The sequence below is a fragment of the bacterium genome (assembly GCA_024224155.1).
GTDB lineage: Bacteria > Acidobacteriota > Thermoanaerobaculia > Multivoradales > JAHEKO01 > CALZIK01.
Genome location: JAAENP010000355.1, coordinates 1 through 12,635, shown reverse-complemented (window position 1 = coordinate 12,635; position 12,635 = coordinate 1). Strand labels below are relative to the sequence as shown.

The following is a 12,635-nucleotide window of genomic DNA, read 5'->3' as shown; positions in this document are numbered from 1 at the left end:
CGAAGCTCGGCGGCCTCCCCGTGCGCAGCCTCACCGCCGAGCGGGTTCGCGCCCTCCATCGCAGCATGAGCCAAACCCCGGGAGCGGCCAACCGCATGCTCACCGCCCTCGGCGCCGCCCTCGCCTTCGGCCAGCGCGAAGGCCTCGGCCCTGCCGAATTCACCAACCCATGCGGCCTGGTCCAGCGCTTTCGAGAGGAGGGGAGCCGGCGGTCCCTCACACGCGAAGAGCTCGAGCGGCTCGGAGCGGTGCTGACCGAAGCGGCGACCTCCGGTAAGGTCCAGGTGGATGGCAAGGCACACAAGGTCCACGCGTCGGTGGTCCTCACGATCCGGCTCCTCGCCTTGACCGGTCTCCGCCGCGGCGAGCTCCTCGGCAGTCCCCACGCTGAGCGCCGCGGTGCGGTAGACGGCCTCCGCTGGAAGCACGTCGACCTCGACGCCGGCCTCCTGAACCTCGAAGACTCCAAGACCGGCTCGCAACGCCGTGTCATCGGCCACGCTGCGGTCGACCTCCTCCGCGAGGCGAAGCCCAAGACGTCGCGTTCGGAAGATTGTGTCTGCCCGGGCCCACGCGCCCCCAAGACGCCCTACCGAGCCATCAACAACGCACGCCGCCTCATCTGGCGAGCCGCCGAGCTGCCCCTCGAGCGCGGCTGCGACCTCCACTCCCTCCGCCACACCTTCGCCAGCATGGGCGCTCACGTCCACAACGGCCGCTACGCCGCCTTCGTCGCCCCGCTACTCGGCCACGGCTACCAGACGCGCTCCATCACCGAGCGCTACATCCACCAGAACCCGGAAGCTCTCCGGCCAGCTGCGGACGCGATTGCGGGGGCAGTCGCAGTTGCCCTGAGAATTGCCGATAAGGGCAAAGTCGTCTCGATCATGCGCACCAAGCGGTTCTGAGTGGCTTGCTGAGAGGCGGTTGCTTCACTGCAGACGAGCTGGTCCGATAAGAGCTTCATCTCGAACGTTGCCAGCCCTGCCGTCGTGGCTCGACTGCAAGCTCCTGGCTACCAGTTCCGTCTTTACTCTTCAGAGTGGAGTCGTCCGCCGCCACGTCGAGCCCGGGGTCTATCGCCCCCGCCACCCCGAGCGCACTGTCCTCTACCGGGCCCTGGCTCATCACTTTGATTACTACCTGCGTGTCTATGCGGAGCGTTTCCGGTCCACCCAGGGTCATCTGCGTGGTTGTGTCGAGCCGGCCGTCAACCGGTACCTCGATTGCGGCACTCGGGTCCATCAGCACCGGAGTCGTTGGCGGCCCTGGCGGCGAGGGGCGCCAGCAGCCCCAAGCACGCAGAGGCCAGGAGATGTCGAGGTCCATTCATCTCATCGCTCTTGTCAACGCGGTCATCGTCGTGGCGGCCATGCTACTCGTAGGTGGCTCTTGACAGTTGCCAGTTTTCCTAGTACCTTGATTTCATAGATTATTGCAACAGCCGTCGTGAGAGGCACGTGCAGGACAGATTCCTGTGGGAGGTCCGAGGAAGAGGAGATGGATGGATTCCGGATGTCCTCGGCCCGCGGTCAGTGGCGTCAGTGGCCGCCGGTCCCACGGGTCAGTTCCGGAAAGGAGGTTAGATGAAGAAGCATTGTCTTTTGTTTGCGTTGGTGATCAGCGTTCCAATGGCCGGTCTTGGCCAAGAGACGGCAACCGAGTACGAGTTGGATCTGGCCGATACGGGAGGCAGCGTGAAGGTAGATGCCGGAACCAAGGTTCAAATCAAGATCACGCACCGCCTCCCAGCCAAGTCCTATCGCATCGATGTCGAGAAGGCAGGCCTGGCTCCTCCGCTTGACTTCGGGGTTTTTGAGGCAGGAGCAGTGGCCGGTGCGATCTCCGACGAGTGTGATGCTTTTCTAAAAGCCAGAGCGCTCTTGTCCAAAACCGATGAAGCAGAATTTCGCTCTGCGCTGGCGGAAGCCCGTTCTTTGAGCCCGGACACGGACTGCACGAACCGAATCAACGGAATTGCAGCGAGTGGAACGGTAACGCTGCCGCAGCCCTACACGTTGACCGAGGGTCAGACGTTGACGATCACGGTCGACCGGGATGGGCACGACGAGTGGGTCTTCGAGTTCACCTCGGTCGAGGACCGTCAGTGGCTTGTCCACTACGGGTTCTCGTTCTTACCGGATGAGGACGAAGAGTTCTTCAGCAAGGCCGAGACGGGCGGTACGGGCTTCGTCGTCACTCCGGTCGCTGACAACGACGACTTGGAGTTCGAGCCGGTCGTTGCGTTTTCATATACCCCCAAGGGGAGTCTCGGCAAGCCTTCGAGACCCAAGTTCACGGCGGGTCTCGGGGCGGATATCGATGAGCGACTGGTTTTTGCCGGCGCCTCCTGGATTATCGGCGACAACGTGAGCCTCTTTGTAGGGGCGGCGGGCCATGAACAAACCCGGTTGAAGGGCATCTACGAGGTGGGTCAGGTTTTGAAGGAAACCCTCCAGTCCGACCAGTTGGTGGACGAGACGTTTGACGTCAACGCCCTTGTCGGCATCGGGTTCAGATTCAACAGCAATCCGTTCAAGAAGAAGACCAAAGTCTCTACGGCTTCGAACACAGTTGCCCCCGCAGCCGCTCAGAACGGCACCTCGGTCGGGAACACTGGGAGCGAAGAGAATCCGGGGAATACGGGAACCGGGGAGCAACCAACGGGTCGAGAGACGCCACCCGGCACCCACGGTTGATGCCATGGAGGTCAAGGGAGCCGACGGGACGGAACCCGGCGTCTTTGCCGCCACCGGCGAGGGTGCTCTCGAGCTGGAAGTGTCGGGTGCGGCGCAGCTTGTGCACTCGCGGCGAGAACTGGTGGCGCGAGCCCTGCAGGGTCGGCCTCGCGACGCGGTCCGCCGGAGAGGCGGTCGAAGGGCCGGGCGAGCCGGCCCGAAATTTCGGATCAAGCCGAGGACGGTGATCGGAGAAGATGAGCGGCAGCAGATTGCCGATACCTCCCAGTATCCGTGTCGCAGCATCGGCTCCCTCGCGATCACGGGCGCCGACGGGTCGGAGCTGATCGGCACAGGGTGGCTCGCCGGAAAGAGACTAGTTGTGACGGCCGGCCATTGTGTCTACATGCACGATCGGGGCGGCTGGGCCCAGAGAATTGAAGTTACTCCAGGAAGAAACGGTTCGCGGCTCCCCTACTCAACGGTGACTACTTCGAGGTTCCGCAGCGTTACCGGCTGGCTCAATCGGCGCGACCGATCACTGGATTATGGGGCGCTCCTGTTGCCCGAGGCCATAGGCGACGATCTGGGGTACCTTGGATTTGCGAGCTTGAGCAACCACGACCTGCGCCAGAACGAGATCAACATTGCGGGTTATCCGGACGACAAGCCGCAGGCGGGCTCTCTCTGGTGGCAGGCCCGCCACCTTGAGAGAATAGGCACCTCGACTCTGGCATACACGGTTGATACCAGTGGTGGGCAAAGCGGCGCGCCCATCTGGCGGCATCTCAACGGCAGCCGGCAGGTCGTGGGCATACACGGGACGGGCTTGGTTCGTTCCAATTTGGGGGTGCGGATCAATTCAAAGGTGTTTCAGAACCTTCAGGCATGGGATCGAGAGGCGGGTTGAACGGGCGGCGAGAGCGAAGCCACCAAGGAGGACGTGATGAAAGTTTTTCGTGTTTTTGTGTTGACCGTGATCTTGATGCTTGGCGGTGTCATTGCGGTGGTTGCCGAGGAGACACAGGAGGCGGAAGACCAGGGATCGACGACGCTCTTTCACTGGTATAGCCAGGAGAAACACGACTGGGCAATCGGTTGGCTCTATGCCGGGCTCGGGGTGGTCGGAGCGCTGGTGACCGCTTTTTCGCTGATCGGGGGCGTGATCCCCGGAACGGTCGGCAAAGTCAGGATCGATGCGGAGCAGAAACGGCTTGACGCCTTCTACTCTCGTCTGAGTCAACTCACGGAGGCGGATCCACCCGATAACGCAGCCATCACGGCCCTCAACGACACCGTCGACAAGCTGAGAGATGATTTGAGGAAGGAACGGTGGCGGCAGTTCTGGATCGGGTTTATCTTTTACACGATCCTGGGAGCGTTTTTCGCGACGGCGTTGGCTCACGATTTGATCCAGGCCGTTGCCGTTGGTGCGGCCTGGACGAGTTTCCTCGGCATTTTCGGGCTAAAGAGTGACTTTGCAGAACGAAAGGCCGCCAAGGACCAGTCTCTGGCTGACGCCGAAGAAGTCATCAAGCACATCGACGTCGACGGTCATGTAGCGGTGGGTTCGGAAGGAACAGAAGGCGCAAAGATCGATGTTTTCGATATCCCGCGACTGCGTGACGACATCAAGAGAGCACGAGCCTTGTAGGTCGCTGAACGAGGCCGGGAAGCTGACTGGAGGTCCAAAATGAAACCGTACCTGCACGAGCAAATCGAGAAGATCATTGACGAGGGTCGAGGCGCGACACGCGACGTGATCGTCCAGATGAGCCCGGAGTCGACCGAATATAGTCGTTTGCTCCAGGCCTCGAGCCGGGCGATCCGCAAGCGGTCTATGTCCACGAGCGCGCGAGAGCTCCTGCCGCCACCGGCGAAGATTCTCAAGCGAAAAGCGCGCCCGAAAGAGAGGCGAACGGAGTTGCGCACCCACACTCAGAGCCTGGCGTCGCAGGTGGCAGCGCTTGCAAAGCCCAGGCGCCCGACACCAAGGCGTGCGGCGGGTCTCAAAAGCCTCGATCCTCTTCTTCAGTCGGAGGGCGTCAAGGTGGCGGCCGCCAAGGAGGCCGACAAGGAAAGGGGTAAGAAGATCAGAAAATTCTGGTCCTCGTCGAGTGCCGCCATGCGGCTCGACAAGGACACCCTCAAGAATCTCCCGGGGCAAGTCGCCAACATCGCCGGGATCTATCCGAATCGACGGATGAAGCTCGCGCCGATCGTCGAAGTCACCCCGGATCGACTTCCGGCCAACGTCGCGGACAACAAAACCAGCGCTTGGGGGCTCAACGCGATCGGAGCGATGTCGGTATGGGGTGCGTATGGGGCCGAAGGGCAAGACGTCAAGGTGGCGGTTCTGGATACGGGGATCGACGCCGACCACAAAGACCTCGAGGACCGTCTGCGAAGCGCCGACTGGGCCGAGTTCGACTTCGATGGTAACCGGGTGGTGGACTCGGAGCCTCACGACTCGGCAAAGCACGGTACGCACGTGGCTGGCACGATTGCCGGCGACGTCCAGAGCGGTCAGTGGATCGGTGTGGCGCCACAGGCAAAGATCGCCGGCGGGCTGGTGCTCAAGCGAGGCGAGGGCACTGATGCCCAGATTCTGGCTGGGATCGAGTGGGCGATCGAGAAGGGGGTTGATGTCATCAACATGTCTCTGGGGGGATTGCGACTCAGTCCGGATGTGTTCGACACATACACTCAGGCGTTTGTCTCGGCGAATCTGGCGGGGATTCCGGTCGTCGTCTCGATCGGCAACGAGGGAAGTCAGACTTCCGGCTCACCGGGGAACGATTTTTGTGCATTTGCGGTGTGGGCGACGGATGTCGAGGACCGGGCGGCGGGTTTTAGCGGAGGGAGGACACAAATCTTCCTCGAGTCGAGAGTGATCGAGCAGGAAACCCTGCCGCTTATCTACTCGAAGCCAGAGCTGGCAGCTCCAGGAGTCGCGGTGAAGTCCTCGGTCCCCGGAAACAGATATGCAATCTGGAACGGCACCTCGATGGCTGCCCCACACGTGTCCGGCGCCATTGCGTTGCTTCTTAGCGCCACCACCATCGGGGAGGTGGATCCTTCGGAGCGAGCGTTTCTGATCCAAGATCTGCTGATCTCTACGGTCGAGGAGCTCGGAGAGTCGGGACAGGATCATCGATACGGATTCGGTCGGATTGATGTTCTCAAGGCGGTCGGCTACGCTTGGGATCTTGGTTACGGCTTCTGAGAGAACGCCGTAACCGGGTGAGAGTGACGGTGGCCGCAACAAAGAAATCGGAGTCCGAGAACCGCGAAATAGAAGCGAAGATCGCCGATGACCGATTGCTCAGATTCGCGGAGAGCAAGTCATCGCGACGAAGGGTCGTGCTTTTGGAGCTGAATCTTCCCAAGCCGACGTTATCGCTGGGCAAGGTTCGCAGGGTGGGAGGTGTGCAGATTCGCAGGAGAAGCTTGAAGCTTTCCGAGGCACAGCGGCGAAAGATCAAGGATGCTACGGCGCGTGTGCAGCGAGACCTCGAGAGCGCAGGTGTCGAGGGCAAGCTCCTGAGGTCTTCGGGAGTTATCCTTGCCAAGGTGTACCCGGATCAGCTTCGACAAGTGGCCGATTCATCGTTGATCAAAGCGATCCACCCAAATCGCAAGTACTCGTAGCACGGGTTTTCGGTCGCGCCGCATACGGCTGGTGTCAGCCGGGGACGACCCACCGCGACGTCGGGAAGCGCGCGCGAAGCGACCTGGGGCAGGTGCGGCCACTGTGCCGACAGCGAGACAGACACCGTGGGCGCTACGTCAATGCACGCAGGCAAGCCGGCTGCGCGCCAGCACACGGCCTGTAGTGTCCAGCGGCGGATGCGATCGCGGGGGCCATCGCGCTTACTCTGGGCCTTGCCGACAGGGGCAGAGTCGTTCCAATTGCCCGCACCGAGCGGGGCTGAGTGGCTTGCCAGAGGGCCACTATGTCAATCGTGGCGAGTATGTCCGATAAGGGCGGCAGATCGAACCTTTCGTCGCTGCAATCGGCGCCAGAGGCAAGGTTGCGACATGCGTTCGCGTTCTGTTGGAGACCAGGACCGGTTTGGTTGGCCTCTGGGCTGCGCCAAGGCTGCCGGGCATCGGGCCGTTCTTTCGCTGAGTTCCCCGACACGCTGGGATTGGCTGCTACAGCAAATCCGTTTCGATGTTAACGGTCACCGGGAAGTGATCCGAGGCGTGTGGGTACTTCTCCCAGATCCTGAGCGTCTCGCCCGGGTTGGCACCTGCGAAGTCCCGCCGCGGTGCTGCGGCGGACAACCACCCGGCGGTGGCGTTGCGCGAGTAGAGGACGTGATCAATCCACACCTTCCGGTAGTCACCGAAGATCGGATCGCGAAAGCTCGTTGTGTAAATCGAGTCGAGCTTGATAGCCATGCGATCATCATCGTCAAGAGCGTCGAAAAGCGCATTGCCCAAACCCAACTCGGGCTTCCAGACGTTTCCCATCAGACTCTCGACGCCACTCGTATTGAGTCGCCGTTCACTAGCATCTAAACCCGGGCCGTCGTTAATGTCGCCACACACCAGAAGGGGGATGTCCTTGGTCGTCGCATCGGTCAGGTAGTGGTCGAGGAACTCGGCTCGAAGCTGGCGGCACTGGGCGACGATCTTCTTGCGATTGGCGTCTGCCTTCGACCACCACTTGGCCCATTCCAAGCTGTCGAAGATCCCTTTGCTCTTCAAGTGCAGACCCATCACTCGAAATCGCTTACCTCCGGCGACCTTGACCTCCGCATAGAGCGGCAGACGCTCGAAGTGGAACTGCTCTTTGATCTCGTCATCATCGCTGTCAAGCAAGAATGGGAGAGTGGCTGTACTCAATCGGCCCGCCTCGCCACCCTGCCCAGCACCGACATGGAAGCGCTCAAGAGGAGGATCATCGAACTTGTTCCCGTCTGTGCGGACCGCTATGCCAATGATCTGAGACGAGCCCTTGGTCGGCTGGACGTCGCAGGTCCAATTGCCAGCTACGTCGGTGTCGAAGAAGAGCTGTAGCTCATCCGTTTTGTTGGGCCCCTCGACGATAGTGACTACGTCGACATTCAACTCGTTGAGGACACCGGCGAGCGACTGACGCCTTTGGCTAACGGTCGGGTTGCTTCGGCTGCCGGGGTTTGGGCCGCGAACCAATGCATTGTCCGACTTGAAGGCTCCGGTACCCGAGTCGAACAAGTCGTTCATCCATTCCATGTTCCATACCGCGGATTTGATGATCGCCACGAGAGTCCTCCTCCTAAAGTGCCAGGCACCAGTATCCGAACTCGATCGGACTGTTGTCGGCGGTTTGCATCACGCAGCTGACATGAGAGTGGCTCCGGCGCGTCTGCAACCGGACGGTTTCGCAGAGATAGTCAGCCTCCCGCAAGTTCTTGTACGCTGAACGCCAGGGCGCAGGTGATGTCGGCCGAATAAGCACTGTCCACTACGGTGTCAGCCGTGGTGTGGTAGTCCGGGTTCGGGTCCGCTACGGCTTCCGCCGGCAAGTTGGCGAAGTAATCCTCGGAGACGAGCACTGCCGGATACCCCTGCTGGTGGAACGCGGCGTGGTCGCTGCGGTTGATCGCGCCGTCGAAGAGGTCGCGGTCGGTTCCGCCGTAGACGCTCGTTCCTTTGTAGATTTGGGCCGGAGCCAGCTGACCGAGGCACTGCGACCACGTGGCAATCGTCTCCGCGACCGGAACGCTGAGATCGCGCACGGCGGCGTCGGTGTAGCCGGCGTGGATCTCGTAGATCCGGTTAGCGTCGCTGTTGTACCCCATCATGTCGGCGCAGACGACCGCCTTGATCGGCGCCCCGGCCGATTTCATCTTTGCAGCGTAAGCCTTGCTACCGACCAAGCCCTGCTCCTCGGCGTTGAAGAAGCAGAAGCGCACCGTATGGGGCAGGTTCCCCGAATATGCCCACATGTGCCTGGCGACGGCCAGCGTCGCGGCAATTCCCGAGGCGTTGTCGTCCGCTCCTGGGGCGGGATCAGAAAACGGGTCGTATCCGGGTGAGAACCCTGCGGTCGAGTCGAAGTGGCAGCCCACGATAACAATCTTTGAGCCCAGTCCGCCAACCAGGCATGCCTTCCTCCACCATGGGTACGATTCCCGCAGCTCGAAGATGTGCTCGAGTCGGCTGCGAAGCCGGCGCGGTTCGGGCCGGTCCAGCGCGCGACTCTCCGATTCGAGTCGCTCCAGCCAATCCCCGCCAACGATCTCCGAAACCTCCTTGAGCCATGGGTCAGGCGGGTCGGGAAGCGGGTAGCGGACGAAGATCTCGCGCAGCTCTTCGAGGAACCAGGGTTCGATCTGGAAATAGCCGCTGCCTGGTAGATCGGCGATGACATTCTGCAGAATCCCACCGTTGTGGCTAAAGTCGTGTGTGTAGGCGCAGTAGCCGATCGATCTCAGCTCATGCAGCAACGCGTTTACGACCCGGGCGTTGTCCGGATGGCTGATGTGCCGGGACACGATCGGCCCCGAGGAGTCGAGCGGTGAGGCGCCGGAGTAGCGGTCCACGTCGGCCTGAAACGAGGCGTCACTCACCGGGCAGACCAAGCTCAGGAGCTTACCCTTCAGATGGTCGTAGGTGAGCTTGGTCACCTTGGCCTTTTCGATCGGCCACCGGCCTAAGGCCAGGCGTTCGGCACGGAGCCTGTCATCCGGTTGCGGCGCGGGCTTGAGGAGGCTCGGGTGGGGCGCCAGAAGTTGGAGATGACCGTGCGCTCCGCGGACCTCGAGCGACTCGGCGGATCGGTCCCAGCCGACTCCCGTTAGTATGCGCTCGGGCTGGGAAGCCAGCAGGCGGCAGTCGAGCTTCGCTGCCGCGGCACGCTGATCGGGCCCGTCGAGCCGGATGAACATCGGATCTTCGGTTGCCAGGTCGAGGGGAACAAGGTCGAAACCGAGACCGAGCGCGACAGCCTCGGTCAGTGTGGCCGAAGTCCCGGCTCCGAGCACGCACCACGCATCTTCGCCGGTCCTCTCGAAGAAGTAGGGCACTAAGTTCGGCAGGTTCCCTAGGCGACGCCGGCTACCGCGAAGTCGGAGAAACCGGACATCGCGATCGCGAATGAAAAGAGCGGCCACGGCCGGGCCGGGTGCCGCCCGGTACCCCCGCCGGACCGCGTGGCCTCTCAGGACCCGATCGGCGGACACGAAGAGCGTGCTTGCAGGATCCGCGTCCCCAAGTGAATCGAGCCGCTCGGGCGCTTCGCTCGGGCGCTTGCCCATCGCGAAGACGCCGTCGCACCAGACGAGGTGCTGCTCGAGGGCGCTCAGGTTTCTTTCCGACCAGGAGCCGGGCACCAGCACTACGAGTCGGGAGCCCGCTCCCTTGAATCTGTCGAGGGCCTCCTCGGTACCCGAGGCAAGGTCGACGCCAACGAGCTCGGGATCACTCTCGTTTTCGACCAAGCGCAACGATCCGAAGAGGTGGTCGAGCACCATCGCAACATGCTGGAAACCAGGCTGTTGTTTCATTCCGATTCCTCCCTCGTGCCAGATCCTCAATGCCGCAAGGTGTGCTCAGGTCGGATCTCCGTACTTCAAGTGCAGGACCCTGGCTCCCCAGCAGCGACGCACGGCGACCACGAAGAGGTTGTCGTAGTCCGTCTCGGCCAGGACGCCGACAGGATCACCGCCCAACTCCTCGATGATCTCGGTCACCGTGTTGCTGTGGCCTGCGACAAGGACGACGCCACCCGCGTGCTCCGAGCGTAGGGTGTCGGCGAGTGCGGCGGCGTCGGTCGCGGAGTATTCGATGATGGCCAGCCCGTGAGCGGTCGCCGTGGGCTCCACGGTCTGGTGGGTCCGCAGGAACTGGGTCGCGTAGACTGCATTCACGCCGGCGTCCCCGAGAACGTGCGCGAGCGTCTGGGCGCGGGCCGTACCAGCCGGACTCAGTGGAGGGTCGCTGCCCGCCGAGCTCTTCTCGGCGTGCCTCACGACGAGGACCGTGCCGACGGGAGACCACCACCAGCAGTACGAGCAGTAGATGGCGTAGATGGAGACGACGGCGACCGCGGCGATCGCCAGATAAGCGATGCCTCGAATTAGCGTCTTGGGTTTGTCGGACATGACGAGCCTCCTCGGGAGTAAGGTTGCTGATTACTACGCATCGAACCTCGTCACGGCTTGAACAACAGGCCGATCTGCAGCTGCACGAACTCCAGATCCGGCGAGGCCGTCAGGACGCTGTGGTAGTTTGCCGTGGCCTCGAACGCCAGGTCGGGGCTCAGTTCCCACGCCGCTCCCAGACCCACGTTGGCGCCGCCCTCGGCGTCGCCGGGGTCGAGTAGGTAGAGGCCGCCGCCGCCGTTGACGAAGACGTCGTAGTCGACGCCGTGGTGGAACACGTGCTTGAGGTTCGCCAGCAGCATCCAGACGTCCAGGTCGGCGGCTCCGGGGACGCCGTCGAAGCCTTCCCAGCCGAAGCGCAGATCCCAGGCCAGGTCGGGCTTGATGGGGAAGACCCGGTCGAGGTTGACGGTGAAGCCGGGGTCCAGGAAGTTCGCCGCTGTGCCCTGCGGGTCGACCCAGCCGGCGTGGAGGCTCCAGGCCGCTCGCGTCGCCGGCCCGGCGAACGGGAAGACCTCGGCGGGGATCTCGACCTCGGTGCCGAAGATCTCCGTCGAGCCGCTCACCGAGCCGGGAATGGTCGTCGTGAAGACCTGGGTGTAGGTGCCGTCGAGCCGGTCCTCGACCTCGTCGGTCACCGCCTCGGCGCCCTCGAGCTCGATGATGATGCTGGAAGCGTAGCCGGGGCCCAGGTAGTTGCCGAACTCGTCCTTGGGGACGACCACCACCTCGAACCGATCCTGGCCCTCGATCGGGTCGAGGATCCGGACGTCGAACTCGGTGGCTCGGGCCTGGCGCAGGACGACGGTGGCCGAGGCGGTCTTCTGGCGGCTGAAGGCGCCATGGAACTCGGACTCGCCAGCCACCGTGAAGTGGAACTGGTACTCACCGGGGACGTTGGTGTCGGTGAACAGCGCGCTGAACACGCCGTCGCCGGTCTGGGCGTCGCCGTGCTCGGCCGAGCCGTCGTCGAAGAACGGCACCTGGTTGCGGATCGGGACCAGAGCGGCCGCCCGGGCCGGGTCGCGGAAGAGCGCCTCGTAGGTCTGCATCAGCGACGAGCCGGCCAGCTCCTGGGCGCCGAGCTGGGCTGTGACGGCGGCCCGCTGTGCATCGGTTACCGGCACGGCGTGCAGCAAGTTGCCGATCGCCTCGCGCGGCCGGTCGACGCTGACGACGATGGAACTCGGCGCGATCCGGCGACCACCCTCGGTGACCTCGATCTGGAGCGGGATCGCCTGACCGGTGAGGACCACCGGCCGCTCGATGGCGAAGTCGTATTCCAGCGCCGCGTCATCGACCAGCAGATAGGTGCGGTAGAGGATCGGTACGGCGCCGCTGGCCACGCGCTCCACCCTCACCCTCCAGTCGCCGGCGAACGGCAGCGGTCCGGGAGTCGGCTGCGTGCCGCGCAGGAAGAGTGGGAAGTGGAAGGTGACGCGGTGAAACGAGGCGCCGGACGTTACCTGCCCCGAGACCTCCTGGCCGTTGGGCGCGAAGAGCCGCAGCCGCAGATCGCCCGGCTGGCCGGTGCCGCCGCTCCATGAGAGCAGGAAGGCGGCGCGATAGGCCGAACCGTTGATGCCGAAGGTGTGCTCAGCGCTGCCGCCGGCGGGGAGTGAGCCGGTCTCGTAGCCCACCAGCTCGACGGTGTCGCCCTGCAGGGCGGTCACCAGGCTGTTGGTCAGGAAGTTCTCCAGTTCCACCTGGGGCACGCAGGTGTGCTGGTGGAGCCCACCGGTCTCGTCGGAAACGGCCGCAAGCAGCTCGTCGTAGGTCGTGCCCGGCCCGGAGCCGACGGACAGGGTGTGCATCGGAATCCCGAACGAATCGAGATAGACTCCGGGCTGCTCAGGTACGG

11 protein-coding genes are annotated in these 12,635 nt (G+C 63.1%); 6 read left to right on the top strand and 5 right to left on the bottom strand.

The window, feature by feature from the left end; all coding sequences use genetic code 11:
• Nucleotides 1-20 precede the first annotated feature (20 nt).
• Nucleotides 21-908, top strand: a complete 888-nt coding sequence (locus tag GY769_17785) for a tyrosine-type recombinase/integrase (GenBank protein ID MCP4203773.1) — start codon at nucleotides 21-23, stop codon at nucleotides 906-908.
• Between the two features lie 55 nt (nucleotides 909-963).
• Here the strand turns inward: GY769_17785 and GY769_17780 are convergent, their stop codons facing one another.
• Nucleotides 964-1,329 (bottom strand): hypothetical protein, encoded by a 366-nt coding sequence (locus GY769_17780; protein ID MCP4203772.1) that lies wholly within the window; start codon nucleotides 1,327-1,329, stop codon nucleotides 964-966.
• 257 nt (nucleotides 1,330-1,586) lie between these two features.
• Between GY769_17780 and GY769_17775 the strand changes: the two genes are divergently transcribed.
• From GY769_17775 to GY769_17755, 5 genes are read left to right on the top strand one after another with little or no spacing between them, the layout of a single operon-like run.
• Nucleotides 1,587-2,699 (top strand): hypothetical protein, encoded by a 1,113-nt coding sequence (locus GY769_17775; protein ID MCP4203771.1) that lies wholly within the window; start codon nucleotides 1,587-1,589, stop codon nucleotides 2,697-2,699.
• Between the two features lie 4 nt (nucleotides 2,700-2,703).
• Nucleotides 2,704-3,588 carry a serine protease gene (locus GY769_17770; protein MCP4203770.1) on the top strand — a complete coding sequence of 295 codons (885 nt, stop codon included), beginning with the start codon at nucleotides 2,704-2,706 and terminating at the stop codon, nucleotides 3,586-3,588.
• A gap of 36 nt (nucleotides 3,589-3,624) precedes the next feature.
• Nucleotides 3,625-4,332: a hypothetical protein gene (locus GY769_17765; protein MCP4203769.1), complete on the top strand. Its 708-nt coding sequence runs from the start codon at nucleotides 3,625-3,627 to the stop codon at nucleotides 4,330-4,332.
• A 39-nt stretch (nucleotides 4,333-4,371) separates the two neighbouring features.
• Entirely contained in the window at nucleotides 4,372-5,904 is a 1,533-nt protein-coding gene (locus GY769_17760) for a S8 family serine peptidase (protein MCP4203768.1), read from the top strand.
• Nucleotides 5,905-5,933: 29 nt separating this feature from the next.
• Nucleotides 5,934-6,329, top strand: a complete 396-nt coding sequence (locus GY769_17755; protein ID MCP4203767.1) for a hypothetical protein — start codon at nucleotides 5,934-5,936, stop codon at nucleotides 6,327-6,329.
• A 507-nt stretch (nucleotides 6,330-6,836) separates the two neighbouring features.
• Here GY769_17755 and GY769_17750 read toward each other — a convergent pair.
• The 4 genes from GY769_17750 to GY769_17735 form a co-directional block, all read right to left on the bottom strand.
• Nucleotides 6,837-7,931 carry a hypothetical protein gene (locus tag GY769_17750; protein MCP4203766.1) on the bottom strand — a complete coding sequence of 365 codons (1,095 nt, stop codon included), beginning with the start codon at nucleotides 7,929-7,931 and terminating at the stop codon, nucleotides 6,837-6,839.
• A 131-nt stretch (nucleotides 7,932-8,062) separates the two neighbouring features.
• Entirely contained in the window at nucleotides 8,063-10,177 is a 2,115-nt protein-coding gene (locus tag GY769_17745; GenBank protein ID MCP4203765.1) for a Zn-dependent exopeptidase M28, read from the bottom strand.
• A gap of 45 nt (nucleotides 10,178-10,222) precedes the next feature.
• Nucleotides 10,223-10,774, bottom strand: coding sequence for a histidine phosphatase family protein (locus GY769_17740; protein MCP4203764.1), 552 nt, complete (start codon nucleotides 10,772-10,774; stop codon nucleotides 10,223-10,225).
• Nucleotides 10,775-10,824: 50 nt separating this feature from the next.
• On the bottom strand, nucleotides 10,825-12,588 hold the full coding sequence (locus GY769_17735; GenBank protein ID MCP4203763.1) for a hypothetical protein: 1,764 nt from the start codon (nucleotides 12,586-12,588) through the stop codon (nucleotides 10,825-10,827).
• Nucleotides 12,589-12,635 lie beyond the last annotated feature (47 nt).